Below are 25,503 nucleotides of genomic sequence, written 5' to 3'. Positions count from 1 at the left end.
TACGGTCTTCCGTACCCGATGAGAAAAGGCTGTCCCACAACTCCCCGACCGTGTGGCGGCCTGCCCTGGAGGCTCTGGCAATGAGCAGTATCGAATACACGCTGGACTTGGCTGCCAACATCAAGGGCGCCTTCGCCGTCGCGATCGTCGACTACGACAGCGGGATGACCCTCGGCTCGCGCGGCGGAAGCCCCGAGTTCGACCTCGACGTCGCCGCGCCCGGCAACAGCGACGTCGTGCGCACGAAGCTCGAGGTCATGCAGAAGCTTGGCTTGCGGGAGTCGATCGAAGACATCCTGATCACCCTCGACACGCAGTACCACCTCATCCGGCCGATCCGCGGAAACGCCGAGGAGAAGCTGTTCTTCTACCTGGTGCTGAACCGGGCGCAGGCCAACCTGGCCATGGCCCGTCGCGACCTGCGGATGATCGAGCAGCAGTTCTACATGACCAACCCGACGCCCGGGCGGCCGGTGCCGAGCCAGCAGGACGGCTCCGCGTACTTCCAGGCCAACGCCGGACACCGCTGATCGAGGTCGGCGACAGGTCGTGGTGCGCCACCGGCGCCCGGTCAACATCCGGGACGACGGTCTTCCTGCCGTCATCGGCCCGCTCGTCACGGCCGGTGGGGTCGATATGGCCGTCGTCCTTGATGTCGACAGCGGGATGGTGCTGGACGCGTGGGTTCGCGGGGGCCTCGGTGATGCGGAGGCGCTCGGTGCCGGGCACGCGGACGTCGTGCGGGCGCTGCTCGCTGTCGCCGGCCACCCGGTGCGGGAGCTGATCCTCTCCGAGGACCGCCACCGTCACCATCTGGTCCGTTGCGTCCCCGACCCGTTCGGCGGGCGGCTGGCTCTCGCAGTCGTCGTCACAGGGTCGTCGAGGATCGTCAGACGGATGCGCAGGCGCCTGCGTGAGCTCCCCGATGCCTGCCTGACGACGGGACCCTGGATCCCGTCGTCAGGCCTCGGGGGTCCGCCGCCCGCACAAGGCGTACCTGTCGAATGGGGTCCCGCGCTCGCGCTGGCCGACACCGCCGTGATCCAGCGGGTCGGCACGGGCGCACCGGCGCCCGCCCCGCGCCGCGGTCCGGCCCCGCCCTCAGCACTCCCGCCCGCTCGTCGGGGCGACGGATGGCCACCGTGATCCGGTGCCTCGTCGAGCACGGCGCGCCGCCGCCGCTCTCAGCGGCACGGCCCAGCTAGGCCTGCCACCGTTCAGAACACCCGGATTGCGATCTCCGCCGGGTCGCCGAGCAGGGACTCGATCTCGTCGTCGAGCCGGACGAGCGTGATCGACACGCCTGCCATGTCCAGCGACGTGCAGTACTCGCCGACGTAGTTGCGCCCCACCGTGATGCCGCGGTCGGTGAGCTGGTTGTGCGCCCGCCGGTAGACGATGTACAGCTCGCTGATCGGGGTGCCGCCGAGGCCGTTGACCATCAGGGCGACCCGGTCGCCGGACTCGAACGGCAGGTCGCTCACCACGGCGTCGAGCAGCTCGTCGACGATCGCGTCTGCCGGCATCAGCTTCACCCGCCGGCGCCCGGGCTCGCCGTGGATGCCGACACCCATCTCGATCTCGTCGGCAGGCAGGTCGAACAGCGGTGATCCCTTCGCGGGTGGCGTGCATGCGGTGAGGGCCATGCCCATCGTGCGGGTGACGCTGTTGACCTTCTCGCCGATCCGGCAGATCTCGTCGAGGTCGGCACCGCGCTCGGCCGCCGCTCCGACGGCCTTCATCACGAAGAAGTTGCCCGCCACACCCCTGCGGCCGACGGTGTAGGTCGAGTCCTGGACCGAGACGTCGTCGTCGATGAACAGCGTGCGGACGGTGATGTCCTCGGCCTCGGCGAGCTCCTGGGCCATGTCGAAGGCCATCCGGTCGCCGGTGTAGTTGTTCACCAGCAGCAGCACGCCCTTGGGCGAGGCGAGCAGCTTGATCGTCTCGTAGACGTAGTCGGTGGGCGGAGCGGCGAACACGTCACCCGGACACGCGGCGTCGAGCATGCCCGTGCCGACCGTCATGACGTGGGCGGGCTCGTGGCCGGATCCGGACCCCTGGATGATCGAGACCTTGTCCTCACGCGGGGCGTCCGTCCGCATGATCAGGTTGTAGTCCGGGACGTAACGGAGGGTGTCCGGATTGGCCAGTGCGAGGCCCTCCAGCATCTCCGGAACGTAGTTCTTCGGGTCGTTGACGAACTTCTTCATCCGGTTCTCCATCGGTCTCGTCGTCGAGGGACTCGCCGTCCCGTCGTCGGGCTGCTCAGGAGCTCACCGACCCGGCCCAGGTCTGCGCGACACGTTCGGCCATCACCGCGACGGCGACAGCACCCGCGTCGGGTGACCCGATGCTGCGCTCACCCGTGTAGCTCGCACGGCCGCGCATCGCCTGCATCGATGTCGTCGCGTCGGCGGCGGCCCGAGCGGCGCCCGCGGCGACCTTCGCGACCTCGGGGGCCGGGGCCGACGGGTCGGCTGCGAGCTGCACGGCGATCGCGTCCGTCATCGGGACCAGCGCGTCCAGCAACGTCTTGTCGCCGACGTCGGAGTTGCCCCTCTTCTTGATCCCCTCGGCGGCTCCCCGGAGCATCGCGACGGCGTCCTGGCCGGTCAGCTCCGTCTTTCCCTTGACCGCCGCGGCCGCACGCAGGAACGCCGTGCCCCACAGCGGGCCGGATGTGCCGCCCACCCGCTTGGAGATCGTCAGGGCGATCTTCTGGAGGAAGACCGATGGCTCGCTGCGGTCGTAGGTGTCCCACTCGGCCAGCACGATCTCGAACCCGCGAGCGAGGGAGTAGCCGAAGTCGCCGTCGCCCACGACGGCGTCGAGCTCACCGAACTCACGCTCGTTGTCGACGGCTGTCTGCGCGATCGTGCGGACGACGAACTCGAGACTCGCTGATGGCGGCGACGTCATGCTCACTCCCTGCTGGACGGTCGGGCCGGGTGCGGCGCAGCCTCGGTGAGGAGCGTCCGGAGGTGGTCGAGGCGGACGAAGGGAGTGGGGTCGAGCGCCAACGGGTCGTCCAGCACGCGCGTGGTCTCCTGCGGATCGCCCAGCGACGACACCACGAGCGTGGCGCCGGTGAAGTCCTCGCCACCGGTGTAGCTGCTCGGGGTGACCACGCAGAAGAGCCCGGCATCGAGCGCGGAGAGCAGCCCGTTGCGGCTGTCCTCCACGACCACGACGGAGCCGGGTGGGGTCCCGATCTCCGACAGGGCGAGCAGGTAGATGTCCGGCGCGGGCTTCTTGTGCGCGACGACGTCGCCCGCGAAGACCGAGAACCGAGGCGTCAGCGCGTCGCCCATCACGTGTTCGAGCACGCTGCGCACCGATGCCTCGGCGGAGGTGGACGCGACGGCGAGCGACCAGCCGGCGTCGGCGGCCTCCTCCGCGATGCGCCGCACCCCCGGCCGCGGCGGGATCGTCCCGCTCGCGATGATCCCGGTGTAGATCTCGGTCTTGCGACGGTGCCAGCGCGCCACGTGGTCGGCCAGCTCGGCAGGGTCGGAGGGGAGCCCTGCCGAGCTGATGAACTCAGGCGTCAGCATCGTCGCCATTCGTTCCTTGCCGCCGCCGACCAGGAGCTTCTGGCCGTACTCGGCCTCGCTCCAACGGACCGGCAGGTCGAACTCCTCGAACATCGCATTGAACGCAGGTAGGTGGCCGTAGCGCTCGGTGTCGGCGAGGACACCGTCGCAGTCGAAGACGAGGGCGGGCACGGGTCAGCCGACTCGGCCGGCGCTGCCGAACAGATCCATCAGTGACCCGGTCATGTCGACGGCCTGCTGACGCACCGAACGGAACAAAGACGGCGGGTCCCATTTGTCCTTGGCCGCCGTCTCCTGCAGGAATGCGAGGCTCGACTTCATGAAGGTCTCCTTGAGAGCGGTGGAGATGTTCACCTTCGCGCAGCCGCGGTCGATGAGATCGCGGAACTGCTCGTCGGAAAGGCCGCTCCCACCGTGCAGCGCGATGGGGATCGGATGGGCCGCGACGATGTCGGAGACGCGCTGAAAATCGAGCGTCGGCGCTGCCTTGTACGTGCCGTGCGCATTGCCGATCGACGGTGCGAAGACATCGACCTGGGTGGCGTCGAGGAAATCGAGTGCGACCTGCAGATCCTGCCTCCTCGCCTCGGTGTCGGAGCCGATCCCGTCCTCCACACCGGTGATCGACTCGATCTCCCCCTCGACGTGCGCGCCGTGCCTGCGCGCTTCCGCGACGACCTCGATGGTCTGCCGGGTGTTCTCCTCGACCGGCAGGTGAGAGGCATCGAACAGCACCGAGTTCCAGCCGCGGTCGAGGCACATGGTGATGACCTCGCGCTCCGGGCAGTGGTCGAGGTGCAGCGTGACCGGGACCTCGATACCCGCGGTCATCGACGTCCACATGGAATACAGCACGTCGACGCCGATCGACTTCACGGTCTTCACCGACGTCTGCACGATCAACGGCGACGACTTCTCGACGGCCGCCGCAAGGACGGCCTCGAGAGTCAGATCATTGAACACGTTGATCGCCGGTACGCCGTACCGTTTGTCGAAGGCGTCGGAGAGGATGTCGTCGAGCGACACGACAGGCACGGTTCGATGCTAGCCAGGTGGTATTGCAATTCCAGGCGTGGTTCTCCCCATCTTCGCCTGGGGGAAATCCCCTACCTCGGGGCTTCGGACAGGTCCGTCCAGCGGGCGAGGGCCGTCCGGTTGGGCGCCCCGGTCTTGCGCAGCAGCGCTCCGACATGCTTCTCGACGGTCTTCGCCGAGATCCCGAGCCGGTCGGCGATCTGCTTGTCACGCATTCCGAGCTCCACCAGCGTGCGGACCTCGCGCTCCCGGCTGGTGAGCCGGTCGTTGCCGGCGCGGTCGCGCCCCCGAACGGCGCCGATCACGCTCTCGGTGAGCAGCGCGTCCCGGCGGGCCGCAGCCAGTACGGCGCGGGCGAGCGCGGCGCCGTCCAGGTCGGTCCCGATACAGCCGCTGGCCCCGGCGTGCACGGCGTCGCGCAGCAGTTCGTCGGAGAGGTCGTCGGTCATCACGAGCACCGAGACGCCCGGTACCGCGGCCCGCATGTAGGAGGTCAGCCGGGCGCCGTCGAGCACCGGCATACGCAGGTCGAGCAGCACGACGTGAGGGTCGAGCACCCGCACGGCGTCGACCACGTCACGGGCGTCGCTGATCTCACCCACGACGAGGATGTCGGGCTCCGCCTGGCCCAGCAGCCGCACGAGGCCCGCCCGCACGACGGGCCGCGCGTCGGCGACGAGCACCCGCCACGGCACGTCCGCGCGTGCCGCGCTGCCCGTGTCGCGCGGCTCGTAGGGGATTCGCGCCCGGATCCGCGTGCCCCACCCCGGCGTCGACTCGATCTCCAGTTCGGCGCCGAGCCGATGCGCCCGGGCGACGATCCCGTGCAGCCCGAGGCCGGACCGGCGGCGATCGGTGAGAACCGCGGGGTCGAACCCGACGCCGTCGTCCTCGACGACGACCGCGACGTCCTCGGCGCCGTACATCATGCCGACCCGCACCGACGCCGCCCTGGCGTGCGTGATGACGTTGGTGAGCGCCTCCTGGACCAGACGCAGTGCCTGCTGGCCGATCTCGGGCTGCAACGCAGGCGGCTCGCCGGTGACGACGAGGTCGGTGCGGATGCTCGTGGTCGAGCGGGCCCATGCGAGCTCGACGGCGATGGCGTCCTCCAGCGAGTGCAGCTCGAGGAGAGCCGGCCCGAGGCCGAGTACGGTGCGCCTGGTCTCGGTGAGCGCGGCGCGGGCCGCCTCCCGTGCGGCGGAGATGTGCTCCGAGCCCGGCTCCTCGGATGCGTCGAGGTGTAGGAGGATCGACCCGAGGGCGCGGGCCACGGTGTCGTGGACGTCACGCACGACCCGCTCCCGCTCGGCGCTCACGGCCAGTCGCCGGGCCCGTTCAGCGGCTTCGGCGTGCAGCCTCGCGTTGACGATGGCGATGGCGGCGTGGGTGGCGAACAGACCCAGCAGGCCGATGTCCTCGTCGCGGAACCGGACCTGCGGGTCGGTGCTGAACACGACGCAGGCCCCGATGATCCGGCCGCCCCACTCGATGGGCACCGCGACGGTCGCGTGCAGCCGGGCCCGATCGGGCGGGGCGACGTGGCCCCCGCGGACCTGGGAGTAGCTGTCGAACACCACCGGCGCCCGGTTGGCGACGACCGCGCCGGTGGCGCCCTCCTCCAGCGGGAAGACCTTGCCCTCCTGGCAGCCGACGCCGAGGTCGACCTCCTTGCGGTAGGTCCCGGCCCGCTCGTCGACGGTGGAGATGGAGCCGGCGTCGCCGCCGAGGAGGACGACTGCACGCCGCAGGATGCGCTCCAGCAGCGGCTGCAAGCTGAACTGGCCCGCGAGGTCTTCGACGGCTCCGGTCAGAGCGTCGACCTGGTCGTGCGGACTGACCCGGGCGCGTCGTCCGTTGGTGACGGCCAGGGCTTCCTCGCTGCTCACCCCGGAGGCCAGGGCACGCAGTGGCGTGAGGCGCGCATGTTCGGATGGTATCCGCGATGACGCCTGCCGACTTCCCGCGAACGGCGGCCGTCGAACGGTCCGGCAGGCGCCTCGGCGCGTTCCGTCTCGTTGACGGGTGCGGGCAGGTTTCCTAGTGTCCGGCGCGGGGTGATCGGGGTCACCCTTCCTAGGGGGTCCAGTGGCGGGCGGCGCGGATGCACGTGCGACGGCGCAACCTCGCCTGCCCAGCCGGCCTCGTCCAGGCGCATGCGGCGTCCGGGCCGGGGGCCGACCGAGCGACACGAACCGCGGTCCGCTCCGGCGGCCGTGGAGAGGGAGCGGGAGCGATGATGCGAACGATCACGGGCGGTAGGCGCTCACTGGCGACGGCCCTGGCCGTGGCACTGGCGGGGATCGTTGCTCTCGCCGGATGCACCCAGAAGAACCCGGACGCGGCGGCGGGCGGGGGAGGCGGCGAGGACCGGGTCACCGTGGCGTTCGTGCCCAAGCTGCAGGGCATCCCGTACTTCGAGGCGATGAACACCGGCGGCCGGCAGGCGGCCCAGGACCTCGGCATCGAGTGGATCTACCGCGGCGGCACCACCGCCGATCCGGGCGCGCAGACCGACATCGTGAACTCGCTGATCCAGCAGCGCGTGGACGTCCTGGTGGTCGCACCGAACGACCCGGACTCGATGGCTCCGGTGCTGCAGGAGGCCAAGGACGCCGGCATCCACGTGATGACCAGCGACACCGACGCCCCCGGCTCCGTCCGTGAGGCGTTCGTGAACCAGGCCACCGCGGAGGGCGTCGGCACCGCGCTCACCGACTCGCTGATGACGGCGATGGGCGGCTCGGGCAAGTACGCGATCGTCTCCTGCGGCCAGACCGCCGCCAACCTCAACTCCTGGATCGAGGTGCAGCGCAGGGTGACCGCGGAGAAGTACCCCGGCGCGCAGATCGTCGACGTCGTCTACGCGGGTGAGGACGAGGCGCGGTCGGTGGCGATGGCGAAGGACCTGATGAACGCCCACCCGGACCTCACCGGTCTCGTCGGGGAGTGCACGGCGTCCGCACCGGGCGTCGCCAAGGCCGTGACGGAGGCGGGCAAGGTCGGGCAGGTCTTCACGGTCGGTCTCGGCACGCCGCAGTCGATGAAGCAGTACCTCGAGAACGGCTCCTCTTCCGCAGCGATCCTGTGGGACGTCGAGCAGCTCGGCTACCTCACCGCCTGGGCGGGCAAGCAGCTCGCGTCGGGCACGCCGTTCCAGGCCACCAACAAGGTCAACGACTCGCTGACCGCGGTGCAGTGGACCGAGAGCGACAAGTCGCTCCTGCTGGGCAACCCGTTGCAGATCACCAAGGACAACGTCGACCAGTACAACTACTGACCCGATGGCCGAGCCCAACGCGGGGCCAGTCGGAGAACACCTCGTCCTGCTCCGGCTGCAGGACGTCCGGAAGCACTACGGCGGGGTACGGGCTCTGCGCGGAGTGGACTTCGAGGTCCGGGCGGGTGAGGTGCACGCCCTCGTCGGCGAGAACGGCGCGGGCAAATCCACCCTGATCAAGATCGTGTCCGGCGCCGAGGTGGCCGACGAGGGCACAGTCGAGGTCGGCGACGAGCCGCTCGCCGGCGGCAGCACGCAGGCGGCGATGGAAGCGGGGATCGCCACCGTCTACCAGGAGCCGCACCTGTTCGGCGAGCTCACCGTTGCCGAGAACGTGTTCCTCGGGCGCGAGCTGCGCACGGGCGGGCGGATCGACTGGGCCGCCCAACGCACGCGGGTCGCCGAGCTGCTGGCACAGATCGGGCTGGACCCCGCAATCGGCGACGTCCGCGTCGCCGACCTGCCGGTGGCCGAGCAGCAGCTCGTCTCGATCGCGAAGGCGTTCGCCCACTCCGCGAAGGTGCTGATCCTGGACGAGCCATCGGCGATCCTCACCGACCGCGAGATCGAGGTGCTCTTCGGCGTGGTCCGCAGCCTGCGCGCGGCGGGCGTCGGGATCGTCTACATCAGCCACCGGCTCGACGAGCTGGCGCAGATCAGCGACCGCGTCACCGTGCTGCGCGACGGCGAGGTGGTGGCCACGCGGCCCACGGCGGAACTGTCCGTCCGCCGGGTCGCGGAGCTGATGGTCGGGCACGAGCTGGGTGCGACCACCGCGGACCGGCCGGCGCCCACCGGTGAGCCGGTGCTGGACGTCGCAGGTCTGGGCAGGGAAGGCGCGTTCGAGGCGCTCGACCTGCAGGTGCGGCCTGCCGAGGTGGTGGCGCTCTACGGGCTGGTCGGCTCGGGCACCGACGCGATCGCGAGGGCGCTCTACGGCATCACTCCCGCCGACAGCGGCACGGTGCGGGTCGACGGCCGTCCCGTGCGGGTGCACAACCCGCGGGACGCGGCGGCCGCGGGCGTCGCGATGCTCCCGGGCAACCGCAAGCAACAGGGCGTGTTCGCCGACAAGTCGATCGCCTTCAACATCTCCAGCGCCCACCTGCGCTACCTCGCCCGGTTCGGGTTCTGGTTCGACCGCGCCCGCGAGCGCAGCCTCGCCCAGGGCTTCCTGTCCCGCATCGCGATCAAGGCCCCCGGCATCACCACGGCCGTCGCGGCGCTGTCGGGCGGCAACCAGCAGAAGGTCGTGCTCGCCCGCCAGCTCGTCCGCGCGCCCCGCGTGCTCGTGCTCGAGGAGCCGACGCAGGGCGTCGACGTGGGGGCGAAGGAGGAGATCCACCGGCTGGTGCTGGAGCTTGCCGACGGAGGCAGCGCGGTTCTCGTCATCTCGACGGACCTGCCGGAGGTGCTGGAACTCGCCAACCGCGTCCTCGTCGTGCGGCGGGGCCGGGTGGTGCGCGAGTTCGGGCGTGGCGCGAGCCAGGCCGAGGTGCTGGCTGCCGCGGCGGGCGACAACGGCGAGGCCACGGCCCCGCTGGGCGCCGACGAGGAGGCACACACGTGACGGCCACAACCACGGCCGTGCCGGTCGCCCGCAGGCGGCCGCGCGTGCGCGCGATCGAGGGGCAGGAGCTCGCGCTCCTCGGCGTGACCGGGCTGCTGTGGCTCGTCCTCGCGCTGACCACCGAGACGTTCCTCACCGCGGGCAACGTGCAGAACATCCTTTTTACGGTCGCGCCGATCGCTCTGATCGGCATCGGCATGACCGCGGTGATCGTGACGGCCGGCATCGACGTCTCCGTGGGCAGCCAGGCCGCGGTGGTGATGGTCGTGATCGCCCTGCTCGTCAGGGACGCGGGGCTGCCGTTCCTTCCGGCGCTGGCGGTCGCCGTCCTCACGGGGGTGGTGCTGGGAGCCGTCAACGGGCTACTCGTGGCCTACGGCGGGATCCACCCGATCATCGTCACGTTCGGCACGCTGAACATCTACCGGTTCGTCGCCCTGCAGATCTTCGGGAACGAGCAGGTCGCGGGGGTGCCGGGCACGTTCGGCCCGATCGGGGGTGGCGCCGAGGGACGGGTGCTCGGGGTGCCCGCGGCGTGGTGGCTCACGGTCGTGCTGGCCGCCGGGATGTGGTGCTACATGCGGTTCTGGGCCACCGGACGCCACCTCTACGCGGTGGGCGGTGACGCGTTCGCCGCGCGGCTGGCCGGCGTGCGTGTGCGGCGGCGGCAGATCAGCGCCTACGTCCTCACGGGCGCGTGCGTGGGCCTGGCGGCCTGCGTGCTCATCGGCAGCGGCGGGCTCGTGCAGCAGAACGTCGGCGCCGGCCTGGAACTGCGGGTCATCGCCGCGGTGGTCATCGGCGGCACCAGCATCATCGGCGGTCGCGGCACCGTTCTCGGGACGCTGCTGGGCGCGCTGCTCGTCGGCACCGTCACCAGCGCCGTCACGCTGCTGACCTGGCCGACCGAGCTGACCCAGCTCTTCATCGGGCTGTTCATCCTCGTGGCGGTCGGTGTCGACCTGCTGCGCGAGCGGCGCAGGAGTGCCACATGACCGACACCCGCACCCCACCGGCGCCGGCCGTCGGACACGGCGAGAGCATCGCGCAGCGGGTGCTGCGGGTGGCGCTCACCGAGAGGGTCGTGCTGCTCGCGGTGCTCCTCGTCGTGGTGGTCGTGTGGTTCCGTCTGCTGGGCAGCGGCGGCTACCTCGTCGCGCCCTACGACCTGCGCTATCTCGGCAACGCGCTCGAGTCGATGGTGCCGTTCGCCCTGCTCGCACTGGCCGAGCTCTTCGTGATCGTCTCCGGCCGGGGTGGCATCGATCTCTCCGTGGGCGCGATCGTGTCGCTCGCCGGGATGGTGTTCGGGTTGATGGTCGGCGAGTGGGGCTGGCCCCTGCTGCCGTCGATCGTCGGCTGCCTCGTCGTGGGTGCCCTGCTCGGCGCGGTCAACGGCACGCTCGTGGCCTACCTGCGGTTCCCGGCACTCATCGCGACCCTGGCCACCTACTACGCCTACAGCTCGCTCGCCCTCGTCGCCAACGCGAACGCCCCGATCTCCACACCGCCGATCGTGGCGCTGCACGACCTCACCCGGAACGTGGAGCTGCCGCTGCTCCCGCCCGTCCCGTTGCACGTGTTCACGATCTTGCTGCCGTGCGCCGTGCTGGCGTGGGTGGCGCTCGCCAGATCGACCTACGGCCGGTCGCTCTACGCCGTGGGCACCAACGACGTCGCCGCCGGGTATGCCGCGCAGCCCGTGACGCGCACCCGGTTCACCGCGTACGTCATCTCCGGCCTGCTCTCCGGCGTGGTCGCGCTGGTGACGGTGGCGCAGTTCGCCTCGGCACGGCCGGACGCGGGCACGGTCGGCAACGGGATGGCGCTGCCCGCGATCACGATCGCCGTGCTCGGCGGCGTCGCCATCCAGGGCGGGATCGGGCGCATCGGCGGCGTTCTCGTGGCGGCGCTGCTCGTCACGTGGCTCAACGCCGGGATGCTGCTGGCGTTCGAGGGGTCGGACGGCAGCCGGTACCAGCTGCTCGCGCTGGGTCTCGTGCTCGTGCTGTCCGCCCTGCTCAACACGCTGGCCCTGCGCCGGTACGGCCGGCTCTCGTGAACGTCGCGCCCCCGGAGGTCCCATGAACCCGCTCGGCATCCACGCGCTCGTCTGGGCCGGTGGGTGGTCCCATGCCGAGTGCGAGCACGCCGTGCGCAGCACAAGGGAGGCCGGGTACGACCTGATCGAGATCCCGGCGCTCGACCCGGCCACCATCGATCCGAGCCACACGAAGGCGGTGCTCGCCGACCACGGCCTGCGCGCCGTGTGCTCGCTGGGGCTCGATCTCGACGCCGACATCTCCTCGCCCGACCCGGAGGTAGTGGCGCGCGGCGAGGCGAAGCTCGCGGACGCGCTGGCCGTGGTGACCGGCATCGGAGGCGACTACCTCGGCGGCGCCGTCTACTCGGCGCTGGCCAAGTACGACCATCCGCTCGACCCCCGCGGCCGCGACAACATGATCGCGAGCCTGCGTCGTCTGGCCCGCGCCGCGGCCGACCACGGTGTGACGGTCGGGCTGGAGCCGGTGAACCGGTACGAGTCGAACGCGATCAACACCGTGGCCGACGCCCTCGCCGTGATCACCGACGTCGGCGAACCCAACGTCGTGGTGCACCTGGACGTCTACCACGCCAACATCGAGGAGCAGGACTTCACCGCCCCGGTCGTGGAGGCGGGGGACCGGCTCGGATACGTCCACATCGGCGAGTCGCACCGCGGGTATCTCGGCACCGGCACGATCGACTTCCCGGCGTTCTTCGCCGCGCTCGCGGCAGCGGGCTACGCCGGGCCGGTCACGTTCGAGTCGTTCTCCCGGGCGGTGGTCTCCGCCGATCTCTCGGACCGTCTCGCGGTCTGGCGCAACATGTGGTCCGACGGGATGGACCTGGCGGCGCACGCGCGCCGGTTCATCGCCGACGGCCTGGCGGCAGCGCGGCGAACGACGTAGCGACCACCTCAGTCCGAGGGTGGTGACTGCTCACCGGCCGACACCGCAGGGTGCTCGTCGTGGGCGTCCCAGCCGAGCTCCGCGAGAGCCTTCGCGGTGGAGTAGAAGCCCGCGTCGCCCGGTAGCGGGGCACGCAGCGGCACCTGTGGGTACCAGCGCCGGGCCAGCTTCTCGGACGGCGTGGTGCTGGCGGTCCGCGTCCCGACGATGTTGTAGACGCCGTGGCCGGGTGCCGGGCGGTGCAGGGCCAGCAGGCAGGCCGCGGCCGCGGAGTCGAACGACGTCCAGCCCCACAGGTGGAGCCGTTCGTGCTGGTCGTCGTTGTCGCCTGCCGCCCGCGCGGCGGTGATGTCCTCGCGCAGTGCGTGCAGCCGCAATGCGGAGAACGGCACGCGGGGCCGTCGTCGTGCGAACGCCGCCATCTGCTGCTCGACCAGCCATTTCGAGAGGCTGTAGGAGTCCTCGCAGTACGAAGGGTGCTCCTCGTCGACGGGGAAGTAGTCATAACGCGGATCGGCGCTGTAGATCCCGCCGATCGCGTTGACGCTCGACGCGATGCAGACGGCGCGCAACCCGTGTTCCTCGGCCGCCACCAGCACGTTGTACGTGCCGCCGACGTTCGTCCGGTGCACCTCGGGCTCCGGGTAGCGGGGGCTGGTGAGCGCGCCCAGGTGGACCACGGCGTCCGTGCCGGAGAGCGCGGCCCGCATCTCGTCGAGATCGGTGAGGTCGGCCGCCCGCCACTCGACGTCGGCGGTCGTCGCCGGGACCACGGCAGGCAGGTCCACGGCGATCACGCCGTGGCCTGCCTTGAGTGCCCGCGCGACGACATAGCGGCCGAGCCTGCCCGCCGCGCCGGTGACCGCTATCCGCACCGCTCAGCTCCAGAGCCGGTCGTGGCTCGACTCGCCGTCCCAGTGCGCCGACTCGGCGAAGAACACGGGGTCGCGCGGGTCGAGTTGCGCCATGAACAGCTCCTCGTTGATGTCGCCGAACCCGAGCCCGGGCGTATCCGGCACGGCGATGTGGCCGTCCTGGATGAGCGGCCGGGGCAGGTCGGTGACGAGATCGCTCCAGAACGGCACGTCGGCGGCGTGGTGCTCCAGCGCGAGGAAGTTCTCCGTGGCCGCCGCGAGGTGCACGCACGCCATCGTCGCGATCGGCGACGCCGCAAGGTGCAGGGCCATCGCGACACCGCGCTCCTGCGCGTAGTCGCCGAGCCTCTTGGTCTCGGTGATGCCGCCGGACGTGGCAGGGTCCGGGTGGATCACCCGGACCGCGCCCGCGTCGAGCAGCGGCTTGAACCCCTCGGTGAGGTAGATGTCCTCGCCGGTACACGTCGGCACCGCCACGGCCTCGGTGAGCTGGCGCCACTGGTCGGTGAACTGCCAGGGGATCAGGTCCTCGATCCACGCCAGCGTGAACGGTTCCAGCGCGCGTCCGATCCGGATGCAGGAGTCGAGCGCGATGTGTCCGAAGTGGTCGGTGGCGAGCGCGACGTCGTACCCGATGACCCCGCGCACGGTCTCCACGTAGCTCGCCAGGTGCTCCACGCCCTTGGCCGTGACCTGGATGCCGGAGAACGGGTGCATCACCGTCGTGGTCTCGCGGGCCCCCGGTGGCGCGATCACCGTGCCAGGGACGTCCCAGAGCAGGTTCACGCCGAGGTCCATCTTGAGCATCGTGAACCCGCGCTGCTTGCGCTCCAGCAGCCGCTGCCCCATCTCGTGCGGGTCGGGCACCGACGGGGTGTCGGCGTAGCAGCGGATCGAGTCCCGGAACTGCCCTCCGACCAGCGCGTACGCGGGCACGCCGTAGGCCTTGCCCGCCAGGTCCATCAGCGCCATCTCGACGCCGGACACGCCGCCGCCCTGTCGGGCGTGGAAGCCGAACTGCTTGATCTTGCGGAAGATCTTGTCGACGTTGCACGGGTTCTCGCCGACGAGGCGGCTCTTGAGCATCAGCGCGTAGGTGGCGCTCGCCTGGTCGCGCACCTCGCCGTAGCCAACGAGCCCCTGGTTCGTGTCGATCCTGATGATCGACGACCGGAACGGGACGCCGTGCAGGTTGGCCACCCGCAGGTCGGTGATGCGCAACGCGCTCGGGCGCGAGGCCGTGCTGACGTGCTCCTCGGTGACGACGGACGCGTCGCTGTTCGTGGTGGTCACCTCAGCGCTCCTCTCCGGCGCGGGCCGCGCACCACTGCTGGAAGTCCGCCTCGATCTCCTCGCTCCACGTGGCGACGTCGATCTGCGCGCTCGTCCAGCGGCGCTCTGACAGGCGTTGCTTGCCGAACACGTCCCGCACGCGGGTGTCCTCGCTCGCCGCGGCCACGTCCGCCGCGAGGTGCGCGGGGATCACCGCCACGCCCGTCGGCGTGCCGAGCACGACGTCCCCGGGCAGCACGGTGATGCCGCCGATGCGGATCGGGATGTTGATCCCGGCGAGCGTGACGCCGCGGATGGGCGTGGGGTCGACGGCCCGGTGGAAGATGTTGACCCCGCCCTCGAGCTGCTGCAGCCCCTGCAGGTCGCGGATGCCTCCATCGATCACGGCGCCGACGCCGGTGCGGGTGGCCACGGCGGTGCCGAGGTTGTCGCCCACCACCGTGCCCTCGACGATCTTGCCGAAGATGTCGACGACCATGATGTCGCCGCTCTCCAGTGTCTCGATCACCCAGGAGTTCTGCCGGTCGCCCTCCAGATGCCCTTCCCGTCTCCCGGCCTCCACCACCACCGCGTCGAGGTCGGGGCGGTGCGGCAGGAACTGCGCTGTGACGGCCCGGCCGACGATCACGGTGCCGGGATGGGTCTCGCGCCACTCGCCCGCGAACTGCCGCACGTATCCGGCCTTGAACAGGAACCCCCACGCCTCCTCGGTGGTGGCGAGGCGCAGGCTGTCCAGCACCTCGTCGGGCACTCGGGGCCGGCCGGAGCCGAAGCGCTCACCTGTCCAGGCCGCTGTGAGCTCTTCGAGGTCGTCCTTGCCGGGTTGGATGCGCACGTCCTCTTCGCCTTCTCTCTCGTCGGGTCGTACGGGTCAGATCAGGTCGGCCACCCGCCGGGCGGTGGCCTGCAGCAGTGGGACGTAACCGAGCAGCTCTGCGCGCTCCACCACGAAGGTGACCGTGGAGACGCTGACACCGCCGCGCGGCCTGCCGGCGCGATCGAGCACGACGGCCCCGATGCACCGCACCGTCAGCTCGTTCTCCTCGTCGTCCATGGCGTAACCGCGCTCGCGCACGAGGGCGAGCTCCGCGTGCAACGCGGCCACGTCGGTGATCGTGGCCGCCGTGCGGGACTCCATCCCGGCCGACATGACGATGGCCTCCACCTCCGGCCGCGGGAGGTGGGCGAGGATCGCCTTCCCGATCGCCGTGCAGTGCAGGCGCAGCTGGTTGCCCACTCGCGAACGCACCTCGTAGGGCTTGTCGCTGTCGACCTTGTGCAGGTAGACGGCGTGGTCGCCGACCCGCACAGCCAGGTGGACGGTGTTGCCGCCCGCTCCCCGCTGCAGCTCCTGCAGCGTCGGCCCGACCCCTGCCGACAGCATCCGGACGATCCTCGCCCCGAGTCCGCCCAGTCGGGTGCCGATCCCGTAGCGCCCGTCGCCGCAGTTCTGGGCGAAACCCTCCGCACCGAGCGTGGCGAGCACGCGGTACGCGGTGGAGCGGGGAACCCCCGCCCGCTCCGCCACGTCCATCAGCCGGTGCGGCCCGTCCTCGACGGCGAGCGCCTCGAGAATCCGCATCGCCTTCTCCACCGAGGTTCCCGCCGGGCTGGACCGCCCCCGTCGCGGCGTCGCCGCCTCGTCCAGCCCGGAACTCATCCCTTGACCGCGCCCGCGGTCAGACCCTCGGTGAGGAACCGCTGCCCGAAGGCGTACATGAGCACCACCGGGATGCTGATCAGCAGCGATGCGGCAGCGAGCTGGCCCTGCGGCACGACGTCGCCGACGATCATCGACTGCATCCCGACCGGCAGGGTCATGTAGTCGTTGCGCGTGATGAACACGAACGCGAAGAGGAACTCGTTCCACGCGTTGGTGAGCGTGAACAGCGCGACGGCCAGCAGCCCGGGCTTCGCCAGCGGCAGCACGATCCGCACGAACGCCCCGAATCGCGTGCAGCCGTCGACGAGCGCTGCCTCCTCCAGGTCGGCCGGGATCGACTTGAAGTAACCGACGAGCAGCCACGTCGCGAACGGCAGCGTGAACGTCGGATACGTGATCACCAGCGCCCACAGCGAGTCGTTCAGCCGGATGCCGCTCATCAGCTGGTAGAGGGGGATGAACAGCAGCGCGCCGGGCATCACGTACGTCAGCAGGATCGTCACCGTGAAGCTCTCCGACCCCCGGAACTTCAGCCGCGCCAGCGCGTAGCCCGCGAGCGCGGCGCAGACCAGCGCGATCACCGTGGAGGCCACCGACACCAGGATCGTGTTGATGTACCAGGTGCCGAACGCCCGGCCCGTGAACAGGTCGGTGAACTGCTCGGTGCTCCACGGAGTGGGCCACAGGTCGTTGGTGCGCATGACGATCTGGTCGTCGGACTTGAACGCCGTGACCGTCACCCAGTAGAGCGGGGCGAGTACGAACGCCAGCAGCGCGACGAGCGCGACACCCGAGCCGACGCCGTTGACCAGCCGGGACGCTGCCCGGTTACCGCGGGCGGCGAGCGTGGACACGATCCGTCCGACGGCGGCGGCGAGCAGCACGCACACGCCGAGCACGAGCGCGGCCTTCCAGATGATGTGCGGGGAGACCCAGGCGAGCACCGCGGTGGCGACGGCGACGATCACCCACGGCATCGCCTTGCGCTGCGCCGGGGTGAGCCGGCTGCGCCCGAGGTCGCCCGTGCCGGGCAGGTCGCTGCGGCGCATCATCCGCACGAGGATCAGCACCAGGATGCCGACGATCGGCACCATCACCAGGGTCACGGCTGCACCCGCGCCCAGCTGCAACTGCTGGATGGCCTTGGAGTAGGCCACCATCACGTACGGGGCGGTGGCATCGCCGGGCCCGCCTTGGGTCATGAGCCAGATGAGATCGAAGTTGTTGAACGTCCAGATGGACGACAGCAACACCGTCACGATCATGACGTGGCGCAGTCCCGGCAACGTCACGTGCACGAACCGCTGCCATGGCGTCGCCCCGTCCACCATCGCCGCCTCGTGGAGGCCGCTGTCGATCGCCTTGAGCCCGGCGAGGAAGGTCACCGCGAAGAACGGGATGCCCTTCCAGACGTTCACCAGGATCACCGCGGGCATCGCGAGCTCCGGATCGGACAGCCACCCCGCAGGCCAGCTGTCGACGAGCCCGATCGCCTCGAGCACCGGGCCGATGCCGGAGTCGGTGAGCAGGACGTTGACACTGCCGAAGATCGGGTCGAACAGCGACCGCCACGTGAAGGCCGTGACGACCGTCGGGACCACCCACGGCAGGAGGATCACCCCGGCGACGATCGCCTTCCCGCGGCGCATGTGGTGCAGCATCAGCGCCGCGATGAGGCCGAGGGTGACCTTGAAGATCTCGGCGTAGGCCGTGAACACGAACGAGTTGAGCACGCCCTTGTGGAACACCGGGTCGTCGACCAGGGCGGTGTAGTTGTCCAGTCCGACGAAGACGGACTCCGCGCCGTGCCGCTCGGTGGTGCTGGTGACGATCGAGCTGACGATCGGGAAAAGGATCAGCGCGGCGATGAGGATCAGGGTGGGGCCGATGAACACTGCGGCCAGGCGCCAGTCGCGCCCGAGCACCCGCTGCGTGCTGGTGAGCGAGGACGACGCACGGGACGCCGGGCGGACGGGTGCAGGCCGGGGGCGCAGGACGGTCACTGCCGATAGCCCTGCTGCTCGAAGATCTGGACCATGCGCTGGTGTGCCGTCGCCACCGCGTCGGCCGGGCGGGTGCCCTGGATGACCGCCTGCATCATGTCGGTCAGCAGGTAGGCCGCGACCACGGCCTGCTGGCCCGGGCTCGGGGGCTGCGGGAACGAGTAGCCGGTCGATGTGGTCAGCGGGAGCGGCGTCCGGGTCTGCTCGCGGATCGCGGCGAAGGCCGGGTCACCGCTGGTGTAGTACGGGTCGGAGTCCCACACCTTGTCCCACGCCGGGTTCACCAGGCAGGGCGCCTCTTTCGCGACGCCGAGCAGGGCGGAACCGCTGACCATGTACTTCGCCACCTGCTTGGCTAGGTCGGGGTTCTTCGCCCCCTTGAACACGACGAAGGAGTTCGACTGGCCGTACGCGAGCGGCTTGTCGATCGCAGGGCCGAAGGCACCGTTGAACGGGTGGGTGTTGTTGTAGACCGGATTGCCCTTGGTCTTCGAGTCGGCGTAGATGCTGTACTGGTTGTTGGTCAGCCCGATGATGCCGGCGAGCCAGTTCTCGTTGTTGCTGGAGTCGGTCCAGCTCTCGATCCCGGGCGGGCGCATCGGTTCGTACTTCGGGTTCGTGTAGATGTCGCCCATGAACGAGACGGCCTCGACGGTCTCCGGCGAATTGAGCACCACCTTCTGCCCGGTGTTGTCCGCGATCGCCCCGCCGTAGGCGTTGATGACGTTCTCGATGAACCCGTTGGCGTCGCCGGAGCGGTTCACGGTGATGCCCCACCCGAAGCGCCGCTTCGCCGGATCGGACACCTCCAGCGCGTTGTCCCGCAGCTCCTCCCAGGAGTAAGTGGGCTTGATCTCGATTCCCTTTTCCTGGTACCAGTCCTTGCGCAGGTACATCCCGGCCGCGATGAAGTGATAGGGGATCGCGTACCAGCGCCCGTCGAAAACGCAGTAGTTGGTGGCCTCCGTGGCCGGCTCGCCGTAGAGCCCGCGCATCTCCTCCACCACGTCGGTGAGGTCGGTGAGGTCGCCGAGGTTGTGGAGCTGGCCGACGAACCGGGAGTCGCTCATGAACGCCAGGTCACGGGCGTTGCCCGCCTTCACCTCGGCGTCCATCTTGGCGACCATGTCGCCGGAGTCGCCCTGCACCAGGTCGTTCTGGATCGTGGTGCCGGTGGCCTGCGCGAACGCCTGGAGCGACCGGTCGAAGGCCGCGTTTGCGGCCTCGGAGTAGAGCTTCTGGGAGAGCGATCCCATCGAGCTGCCGCGGAACTGGGCCGCCGCGTCGATCACCTCCTGCGGGACCTGGACCTGCACCTGCGGGGCAGCGGGCTGACCGCCGCATGCGGTGAGACTCAGGATTCCCAGTGCGCTCGTTCCGAGGAACTTCCTCCGGGACCATTCCGAACGCTGGGCCATGACCACTCCTCCCGCGTCCTGCCGAAGGGGACGCGTGCCGACGGGGCGACGGTGCAACCGACGGGGGCCGGGAGGCGCTGTACCTCCCCGGTCGTGCCACGAACGGGCCCGCATGCAGGGCCCACCGCGCTTTCCCCGAGAACGGACACCGGGTCGGCGCGAGCGCAGCGATCTCCGGCCCCCTTGCCGGAGAGAGCGCTGTGCCATATTTGGGTTTCATGTAGCGGAACGTCGTATCGCGTAATGCGACGCGGATCACAGTAGGAGGGTGATCAGGGACTGTCAACGGTGGAGATCAGCGGGTGGTCGATTCCGGCCGAAATGACCGTGTTTCGCGAGCGATCACCGGGCAGGCCGTCGAACAGCCCCGACGCGCTGCGCGGACGCCACAGCGGGACCCCTCCGGTCCCGTCCAGCTCGTCGAGCGGCATGACCGCGTGCTGCTCGGCCGAATCCAGCGCCCGCAGGACCACCAGCATGTTCGCGACGCTCTGCCGGACGGTGCCCACCACCGGCTCGCCGTGCCGCACGGCGTCCGAGAAATTGCAGAGCTCCGCGTAGTAGCCGTTGTCGATCCCGCGGAACACGTCGGTCTGCGACGTCCCGTCCGGGCGGCTCAGCGTCACCCGCCGCTCCGCCTCCGGGCCGGACAGGACGAGCACGCCCTCCGTCCCATAGAGCCGCATGTCGTTCGGCTCCTCGGGAACGGCGATCTCCGAGTACGTGGACGTGTAGTTGCCGATGGCGCCGCCGGCGAACGCCAGGTTCAACGTCAGGTCCGATGGCGAGTCGATCGTGCTGTTGACCCACTGGACGGCCGCGTGGACGCGGGTGACCTCACCGCACAGCATCCGGATCTGGGCGATGTCGTGCACACCCGCATCCAGGTACACACCGCCCCGATATTGCGGCCGGTGCCGCCACGGCGTGCTGGTGAACGAGCCCTCCCGCGGCACGAGATGCCCGGCGCGGCGCCAGGCCATCAGGTGCAGCTTGCCGATCGCGCCGTCGTCGAGCAGGGCACGTGCGTGGCGGATGTCGTCGCGGTAGAGGTAGTTCTCCCCGATCAGGATCGTGCGGTCCGGATGCCGGTCCTCCAGTGCGAGGAACGCCTGCGCCTGCTCCTCGTCGGTGCCCGTCGGCTTCTCGCAGAGAACGTCCTTGCCGGCCGCGAGCGAGTGTTCCGCCACCTCGTACAGGGAGGGGATCGGCACCGAGATCAGCACCGCGTCCACGTCGTCACGGGCGAGCAGCCGGTGGTGATCGGGAGTGAAGCCGGCCATGTCGACGCCGCTGTAGGACGAGAAGCGCTCGCCCTGAGCGGCCGACCGGTCGGCGAACGCCGTGACGACGAATCGGTCGGGGAGCCGGCGCAGTGCCGGCCAGTGCAACTTCTCGACGGCCAGTCCGGTGCCGATCAGCCCGAGCCGGATCGGCCCTGCCTCGGTCGCTCCCAACATGCACCCGTCCCTCCGCCCCGACGCTGGGGCATCGAAAGGGGACTCGCCGCGGCCTTGCGGTCGAGTCGTCGTCTCCTACCGCTTCGCCGTCCGGGCCTTCGTCTTCTGCTCCTTCTCGGCGAGGATCGGGACGTTCCGCTGCAGGTGTGATCGCATCGCCTCGCGTGCGGCGTCGGGATCCCTCGCTTCGAGCGCCGCGAAGATCCGGCTGTGGGCGTCGGTGGCGCGGTGCAGGCCGCCTGGCACCTCGTTCGTCACACGCCGGCTCGCGGTGCCGAGCCAGCGCGCCGAGTACATGATCCGGTCGAGGATCCGGTTGTTGGCTGCGCGGCAGATCGCCATGTGGAACTCGTGGTCGACCTCGAGGTAGTCGTCCGGCTCGTGCTCGAGGCTCGCCATCCGGTCGATCTCCTCACGGAGCCCGGCGAGTGCCTCCTCGCTGATGTTCACCGCAGCCATCGCGGCAAGCTCGGGTTCGAGCAGCAGCCGCATCTGATGCAGCTCCTGCAGCAGTTCGACGACGTGCTCCTCCGGCAGCCACTCGGCCAGGAGCGGATTCAGGTAGTCCCACTCGGCCTGCGGCCGGACGACGACGCGACGGCCCTGCGCGATCTCCACGATGTCGAGCGACGCGAGGATCTTGAGCGTCTCGCGCGCGACCACGCGGGAGACCCCGAACTCCTGCGAGATGTCGAGCTCCGACGGGGCGCGCTCCTCCTCGAACTCCCCGTTGACGATCCGGCGCGTCAGGTGGGCGGCCACCTGCACCGGGAGCGTGCGGACCTTGACAACGTCCGCGAGCTCTTGTCTCCTAGTCACGTCAGCAGCTTATAGGACAAGCTGACATGCTCATAGCAACCCGGCCATTCCGATGCTCGGTCGTGGTTGCGCCCTGACGGTCCTCGACCGTCGTGCGAGCCAGCGTCGGCGAGCGGAGGAGGGCAAGAGTGCGTGGAGCAGAGCGCGGCTCGGCGTGGCGCGCGGTGACCACCCAATGTCAGGAGCTCCTGTACGGGCCTGGGCGGTCATGGCACTCGCCTGGCATGGCGAGCTGACGCATCTAGCAGGTGCGGCGGACGTCGGTCGTCCGACGCCGCCGCGCGTCCGGGCCGGCGATGTGACCACAGCGCCGGCGATTCCTAGAGTCCGACCACCATCAGGCGAATGCCTTCTCGCCACCTGATCGATGCCTGGGTCACGCGATCCGACACGGCCACTGCAAGGCCTCAACGACGAGGTGCTCACCCCGGGAGGGAAACATGCCCAGTGCCCTGAGCAGGCGCCGGTTCCTCGGCGGTTCTATCGCGTTATTTGCGGGCGCAAGCGCGGTGCCGTTGTTGTCCGCGTGCGGTGGCGGCGGCTCCGGCGGGAACGTCACCGAAATCAACGCGCTGCTCATCACGGGCGGCGACCGCTACCCGAAGTACTGGGAGACGGTCACCAACGCGTTCACTCAGCAGACGGGGGTGACAGTCAACTACGATCTGCTCCAGTTCACGCCGCTCACGTCTAAGGAGATCACTCTCGCGGCGGCGCGGAGTACACAGTACGACGTCTACAGCACGCACACCGCGCAGATCGGTGCGTTCTTTCCACACTTCGAGCCGCTCAATAACTACTTCGGTGCGTCGGACCTGGAGGACTTCTTCCCGGTCGCGATCAAGTACCTCACCAACCCTGCGAGTGGTGAACTTGCCGCGATTCCGCGCAACATGGACTCCCGTACGCAGTACTACCGCACCGACCTGTACGAGCGGAGTTCGCTACAGCCGGCGAAGACCTGGGACGAGTTGATCGACGTCAGCCAGAAGCTCACCGGTGGTGGCCAGTTCGGTCTCGTGCTCCCGGGCCAGGGCGACCCGGCACAGCGCCAGTTCGCCGACTTCCTGTGGCAGGCCGGGGGCGAGTGGCTCGACGACAGCAACAACGTCACGTTCAACTCCCCGGAAGGCGTTGAGGCGCTGACGTTCTACCGTGACCTCATCAAGCGGTTCCAGGTCGTCCCCGGTGATGCAGTCACCTACGGGTGGAATGAGAACTCGGCTGGCTTCTCGAATGGCACCTGCGCCGCCGTGTTCGATTGGCCGGGAGCGTATGCGAGCCTAGGTGACCCGTCGCTCTCCAAGGTGTCCGACACATTCGGAACTGCGCCCCTGGCGAGCCACAAGACGGCCGTCTCGTGCGCGATCTCGCATGCGCTGGCCATCAACAAGTACTCCCGAAAGAAGGACGCTGCGGCGGAATTCCTCAAGTTCACTGTCACCCCGCAGGCCCTGCTCGACCAGTACGCCGAGTTCAAGAACTATCCAAGCCGGATGTCCACCGCCGAGGAGGTGATCGCAAAGGCCCAGGGCAAGGAGCAGCAATGGCTCACGGACCTGCGCACGACGATCCAGAACGGCAGGGAGTGGCCGAAGGTGCCAGGCTTCGACAAGGTCTCGACGGTCGTGCAGACCGCCGTCCAGAACGCGTTGAGCGACCAGATGAGCCCGAAGGTCGCGCTTGACGGCGCGGCCCAGGAGAGCACCCGGATTCTGCAGCAGGCCGGGGCGCTGCGCTGACATGGCGACGATCTTGAAGGCTCGGCCGCCCGGCTCAGCCGCTCGTCGGTCTCGCATCACACCTCAATGGATCACCGGCTATGCGCTCGCTGCGCCTGCGCTGGTGCTCATGCTTGTGATCTTCCTGTACCCGCTCGGCCACTCGTTCGTCATGAGCTTCTTCCGCTGGGACCTGAACTCGGTGGAAACCCCCTTCGTCGGCCTCGGCAACTACATCGACGAGTTCACCGGCAGCTCGTTCGCCCAGACGCTGCAGAATCAAGTGGTCTTCACCGTGGCGTCGATGGTCGTCGAGGTGGTGGGGGGCATGGCGATCGCCGTGCTGCTCAACAGCAAACTGCGTGGGCTCCGGCCCGCGCGGACGCTGTTGCTGATCCCGCCGATGGTCGCCCCCGCTGTGGTCGGGCTCAACTTCCGCTGGCTCTTCAACGAGCAGTACGGACTGATCGACGGCGTGCTGTTGAAGCTCGGCTTGCCGGCGATCCCGTGGTTGTCCGACCCCGGCTGGGCGCTGGTGGCTGTGATCATCGCGAGCGTCTGGCAAAACACACCGCTGCTGGTTCTGTTGTTCCTTGCCGGGCTTCAAGCGATCCCCAGAGAGCCCCTAGAGGCCGCGGCAGTGGACGGCGCGTCGGCGTGGCGGACGTTCTGGTCGATCGTGCTGCCGCTGATGCGGCCGGTGATCGTGATCGCGCTGATGATCCGCATCATCGACCTTTTCCGCACGTTCGACGTGGTCTGGCTGATGACTCAGGGCGGGCCGGGCAACGCCTCCAACCTGCTCACGGTGGAGGCCTACAAGCTCGCGTTCCAGAGCGTCGACTTCGGCCATGCGGCGGCCGTGTCCTACGTGGCGTTGGTTCTTTCCCTGATCGTCCTGGCACTCCTCTACGGGATTCCCCGTCTGGTGGCACGGAGGTCGGCGACATGGCAGAGCTGATGCTCGACCGGACGGTTCGGACAGCGCACGTGCATCCTCGCCGCACTGGAGCGGTCATCGGGCTCGTGGCCCGGTACGTCGTGCTCGTCCTGACCGTGCTCGTTTCGATATTCCCGCTGGTGTGGCTCGTGCTGACCTCACTGCGGACGTCCGACGAGCTCTTTGCCGTGCCGGTGCAGCTCCTGCCGAGTTCGGTGACGCTGGACCAGTACGTCACCGTCTTCACCGAGTACAGCATGGCGGGCTACTTACAGAACTCCGTGGTGGTGTCGCTCGCCACCGTGGCGCTGGTGACGGTGCTCGCACTGCCGTGCGCGTACGTGCTTGCTCGGTTCCGCCTCCCGGGCGTCAAGGTCGTCGTCACGGTTCTGCTGCTGATGCGGATGATTCCCGTGATCGCTCTCGCAATCCCGCTGTTCGCGGTGTTCTCGCAGCTCGGGCTGCTGGACTCGGTATTCGGGCTCATCCTGACCCACACGGCGGCGAAGCTTCCCGTGGCGATCTGGCTCCTCATGGCCTTCATCCAGGATCTGCCGAGGGAGATCGAGGAGTCTGCCGAGATCGACGGTGCGGGGGTGTTCCGCAAGCTCATCCAGGTCGTGGCGCCGCTGATCGGGCCGGGGCTCGCGGCGAGTGCGGTGCTGACTTTCCTGTTCACCTGGAATGACCTGCTGATCGCGCTGACGCTGACGTCCAGCGAGGCCGCCCAGACGCTGCCGGTGGGCCTGACCAACTTCGTCACGCAGTTCGGCATCGACTGGGGCCCGATGTCGGCCGCCGGTGTCCTGATGGTCGTCCCGACTCTGCTCTTCGTCTGGTTCGCGCAGGGCTACCTCGTCAAAGGACTAGTAGCCGGCGCCGTTCGAGGCTGACCCGGCATCTCTCCGGAACGGATGT

Annotated in this window: 23 protein-coding genes; 10 read left to right on the top strand and 13 right to left on the bottom strand. The window is 69.4% G+C overall.

What is annotated here, in order from left to right; all coding sequences use genetic code 11:
• Positions 1-80: 80 nt before the first annotated feature.
• Positions 81-530: a hypothetical protein gene (locus tag ACQPZQ_RS36460; RefSeq protein ID WP_433288587.1), complete on the top strand. Its 450-nt coding sequence runs from the start codon at positions 81-83 to the stop codon at positions 528-530.
• Between the two features lie 19 nt (positions 531-549).
• Positions 550-1,146: a hypothetical protein gene (locus ACQPZQ_RS36455; RefSeq protein WP_433288585.1), complete on the top strand. Its 597-nt coding sequence runs from the start codon at positions 550-552 to the stop codon at positions 1,144-1,146.
• 71 nt (positions 1,147-1,217) lie between these two features.
• Here the strand turns inward: ACQPZQ_RS36455 and dhaK are convergent, their stop codons facing one another.
• The 5 genes from dhaK to ACQPZQ_RS36430 all read right to left on the bottom strand — a co-directional run bounded on the left by dhaK (position 1,218) and on the right by ACQPZQ_RS36430 (position 6,481).
• Positions 1,218-2,213 (bottom strand): dihydroxyacetone kinase subunit DhaK, encoded by a 996-nt coding sequence (dhaK, locus tag ACQPZQ_RS36450; protein ID WP_433288583.1) that lies wholly within the window; start codon positions 2,211-2,213, stop codon positions 1,218-1,220.
• Between the two features lie 55 nt (positions 2,214-2,268).
• Positions 2,269-2,922 (bottom strand): dihydroxyacetone kinase subunit DhaL, encoded by a 654-nt coding sequence (gene dhaL, locus ACQPZQ_RS36445; protein ID WP_433288581.1) that lies wholly within the window; start codon positions 2,920-2,922, stop codon positions 2,269-2,271.
• A 2-nt stretch (positions 2,923-2,924) separates the two neighbouring features.
• Positions 2,925-3,728, bottom strand: a complete 804-nt coding sequence (locus ACQPZQ_RS36440; protein ID WP_433288579.1) for an HAD-IA family hydrolase — start codon at positions 3,726-3,728, stop codon at positions 2,925-2,927.
• A gap of 3 nt (positions 3,729-3,731) precedes the next feature.
• On the bottom strand, positions 3,732-4,592 hold the full coding sequence (locus ACQPZQ_RS36435; RefSeq protein WP_433288577.1) for a class II fructose-bisphosphate aldolase: 861 nt from the start codon (positions 4,590-4,592) through the stop codon (positions 3,732-3,734).
• Positions 4,593-4,663: 71 nt separating this feature from the next.
• The gene (locus ACQPZQ_RS36430; RefSeq protein WP_433288575.1) at positions 4,664-6,481 is read right to left on the bottom strand and encodes a response regulator; all 1,818 of its coding nucleotides are present in this window, start codon (positions 6,479-6,481) and stop codon (positions 4,664-4,666) included.
• Between the two features lie 347 nt (positions 6,482-6,828).
• Here ACQPZQ_RS36430 and ACQPZQ_RS36425 point away from each other — a divergent pair, with 347 nt between their 5' ends.
• Genes ACQPZQ_RS36425 through ACQPZQ_RS36405 form a run of 5 tightly spaced genes read left to right on the top strand, consistent with a single transcriptional unit; the run spans position 6,829 to position 12,393 of the window.
• Entirely contained in the window at positions 6,829-7,872 is a 1,044-nt protein-coding gene (locus ACQPZQ_RS36425) for an autoinducer 2 ABC transporter substrate-binding protein (RefSeq protein WP_433288573.1), read from the top strand.
• A gap of 4 nt (positions 7,873-7,876) precedes the next feature.
• A complete protein-coding gene (locus ACQPZQ_RS36420) occupies positions 7,877-9,442 on the top strand; it encodes a sugar ABC transporter ATP-binding protein (protein ID WP_433288571.1) in 1,566 nt (521 codons plus the stop codon).
• A complete protein-coding gene (locus ACQPZQ_RS36415; protein WP_433288569.1) occupies positions 9,439-10,437 on the top strand; it encodes an ABC transporter permease in 999 nt (332 codons plus the stop codon). The genes ACQPZQ_RS36420 and ACQPZQ_RS36415 overlap by 4 nt, the downstream gene beginning before the upstream one ends.
• Entirely contained in the window at positions 10,434-11,504 is a 1,071-nt protein-coding gene (locus tag ACQPZQ_RS36410) for an ABC transporter permease (protein ID WP_433288567.1), read from the top strand. The genes ACQPZQ_RS36415 and ACQPZQ_RS36410 overlap by 4 nt, the downstream gene beginning before the upstream one ends.
• Before the next feature lie 22 nt (positions 11,505-11,526).
• Complete coding sequence (locus ACQPZQ_RS36405) at positions 11,527-12,393, top strand: sugar phosphate isomerase/epimerase family protein (protein ID WP_433288565.1); 867 nt, start codon at positions 11,527-11,529, stop codon at positions 12,391-12,393.
• Positions 12,394-12,401: 8 nt separating this feature from the next.
• Here ACQPZQ_RS36405 and ACQPZQ_RS36400 read toward each other — a convergent pair whose 3' ends face one another.
• The 8 genes from ACQPZQ_RS36400 to ACQPZQ_RS36365 form a co-directional block, all read right to left on the bottom strand.
• Complete coding sequence (locus ACQPZQ_RS36400) at positions 12,402-13,268, bottom strand: NAD-dependent epimerase/dehydratase family protein (protein WP_433288563.1); 867 nt, start codon at positions 13,266-13,268, stop codon at positions 12,402-12,404.
• A gap of 3 nt (positions 13,269-13,271) precedes the next feature.
• On the bottom strand, positions 13,272-14,561 hold the full coding sequence (locus ACQPZQ_RS36395; RefSeq protein ID WP_433288561.1) for a mandelate racemase/muconate lactonizing enzyme family protein: 1,290 nt from the start codon (positions 14,559-14,561) through the stop codon (positions 13,272-13,274).
• 1 nt (position 14,562) lies between these two features.
• Complete coding sequence (locus ACQPZQ_RS36390; RefSeq protein WP_433288559.1) at positions 14,563-15,396, bottom strand: RraA family protein; 834 nt, start codon at positions 15,394-15,396, stop codon at positions 14,563-14,565.
• 36 nt (positions 15,397-15,432) lie between these two features.
• Positions 15,433-16,221, bottom strand: a complete 789-nt coding sequence (locus ACQPZQ_RS36385; RefSeq protein ID WP_433288557.1) for an IclR family transcriptional regulator — start codon at positions 16,219-16,221, stop codon at positions 15,433-15,435.
• The gene (locus ACQPZQ_RS36380) at positions 16,218-18,227 is read right to left on the bottom strand and encodes an ABC transporter permease subunit (RefSeq protein WP_433288555.1); all 2,010 of its coding nucleotides are present in this window, start codon (positions 18,225-18,227) and stop codon (positions 16,218-16,220) included. The genes ACQPZQ_RS36385 and ACQPZQ_RS36380 overlap by 4 nt, the downstream gene beginning before the upstream one ends.
• Complete coding sequence (locus tag ACQPZQ_RS36375; RefSeq protein WP_433288553.1) at positions 18,224-19,645, bottom strand: extracellular solute-binding protein; 1,422 nt, start codon at positions 19,643-19,645, stop codon at positions 18,224-18,226. The genes ACQPZQ_RS36380 and ACQPZQ_RS36375 overlap by 4 nt, the downstream gene beginning before the upstream one ends.
• Before the next feature lie 272 nt (positions 19,646-19,917).
• A complete protein-coding gene (locus tag ACQPZQ_RS36370; RefSeq protein ID WP_433288551.1) occupies positions 19,918-21,105 on the bottom strand; it encodes a Gfo/Idh/MocA family protein in 1,188 nt (395 codons plus the stop codon).
• 75 nt (positions 21,106-21,180) lie between these two features.
• Complete coding sequence (locus ACQPZQ_RS36365) at positions 21,181-21,924, bottom strand: FadR/GntR family transcriptional regulator (protein ID WP_433288549.1); 744 nt, start codon at positions 21,922-21,924, stop codon at positions 21,181-21,183.
• Positions 21,925-22,364: 440 nt separating this feature from the next.
• Between ACQPZQ_RS36365 and ACQPZQ_RS36360 the strand changes: the two genes are divergently transcribed.
• From ACQPZQ_RS36360 to ACQPZQ_RS36350, 3 genes are all read left to right on the top strand, one after another.
• Entirely contained in the window at positions 22,365-23,666 is a 1,302-nt protein-coding gene (locus ACQPZQ_RS36360) for an extracellular solute-binding protein (protein ID WP_433288547.1), read from the top strand.
• Positions 23,667-23,817: 151 nt separating this feature from the next.
• On the top strand, positions 23,818-24,606 hold the full coding sequence (locus ACQPZQ_RS36355; RefSeq protein ID WP_433288545.1) for a carbohydrate ABC transporter permease: 789 nt from the start codon (positions 23,818-23,820) through the stop codon (positions 24,604-24,606).
• Positions 24,594-25,478, top strand: coding sequence for a carbohydrate ABC transporter permease (locus ACQPZQ_RS36350; RefSeq protein ID WP_433288543.1), 885 nt, complete (start codon positions 24,594-24,596; stop codon positions 25,476-25,478). The genes ACQPZQ_RS36355 and ACQPZQ_RS36350 overlap by 13 nt, the downstream gene beginning before the upstream one ends.
• The last annotated feature ends 25 nt before the right edge of the window (positions 25,479-25,503 follow it).

Origin of the sequence: Pseudonocardia sp. CA-142604 (assembly GCF_050948475.1) — a bacterium.
In the GTDB taxonomy this organism is placed as follows: domain Bacteria; phylum Actinomycetota; class Actinomycetes; order Mycobacteriales; family Pseudonocardiaceae; genus Pseudonocardia; species Pseudonocardia alaniniphila.
This window is presented reverse-complemented; position numbering and strand designations above follow the sequence as displayed.

Excerpts from the sequence above, each read along its gene's own strand:
- ACQPZQ_RS36460 (WP_433288587.1), top strand. The coding sequence starts at position 81 with ATGAGCAGTATCGAATACACGCTGGACTTGGCTGCCAACATCAAGGGC.
- ACQPZQ_RS36410 (WP_433288567.1), top strand. The coding sequence starts at position 10,434 with ATGACCGACACCCGCACCCCACCGGCGCCGGCCGTCGGACACGGCGAG.
- dhaL (WP_433288581.1), bottom strand. The coding sequence starts at position 2,922 with ATGACGTCGCCGCCATCAGCGAGTCTCGAGTTCGTCGTCCGCACGATC.
- ACQPZQ_RS36385 (WP_433288557.1), bottom strand. The coding sequence starts at position 16,221 with ATGAGTTCCGGGCTGGACGAGGCGGCGACGCCGCGACGGGGGCGGTCC.
- ACQPZQ_RS36350 (WP_433288543.1), top strand. The coding sequence starts at position 24,594 with ATGGCAGAGCTGATGCTCGACCGGACGGTTCGGACAGCGCACGTGCAT.
- ACQPZQ_RS36375 (WP_433288553.1), bottom strand. The coding sequence starts at position 19,645 with ATGGCCCAGCGTTCGGAATGGTCCCGGAGGAAGTTCCTCGGAACGAGC.
- ACQPZQ_RS36420 (WP_433288571.1), top strand. The coding sequence starts at position 7,877 with ATGGCCGAGCCCAACGCGGGGCCAGTCGGAGAACACCTCGTCCTGCTC.
- ACQPZQ_RS36425 (WP_433288573.1), top strand. The coding sequence starts at position 6,829 with ATGATGCGAACGATCACGGGCGGTAGGCGCTCACTGGCGACGGCCCTG.
- ACQPZQ_RS36360 (WP_433288547.1), top strand. The coding sequence starts at position 22,365 with ATGCCCAGTGCCCTGAGCAGGCGCCGGTTCCTCGGCGGTTCTATCGCG.
- dhaK (WP_433288583.1), bottom strand. The coding sequence starts at position 2,213 with ATGAAGAAGTTCGTCAACGACCCGAAGAACTACGTTCCGGAGATGCTG.
- ACQPZQ_RS36355 (WP_433288545.1), top strand. The coding sequence starts at position 23,818 with ATGAGCTTCTTCCGCTGGGACCTGAACTCGGTGGAAACCCCCTTCGTC.
- ACQPZQ_RS36405 (WP_433288565.1), top strand. The coding sequence starts at position 11,527 with ATGAACCCGCTCGGCATCCACGCGCTCGTCTGGGCCGGTGGGTGGTCC.
- ACQPZQ_RS36370 (WP_433288551.1), bottom strand. The coding sequence starts at position 21,105 with ATGTTGGGAGCGACCGAGGCAGGGCCGATCCGGCTCGGGCTGATCGGC.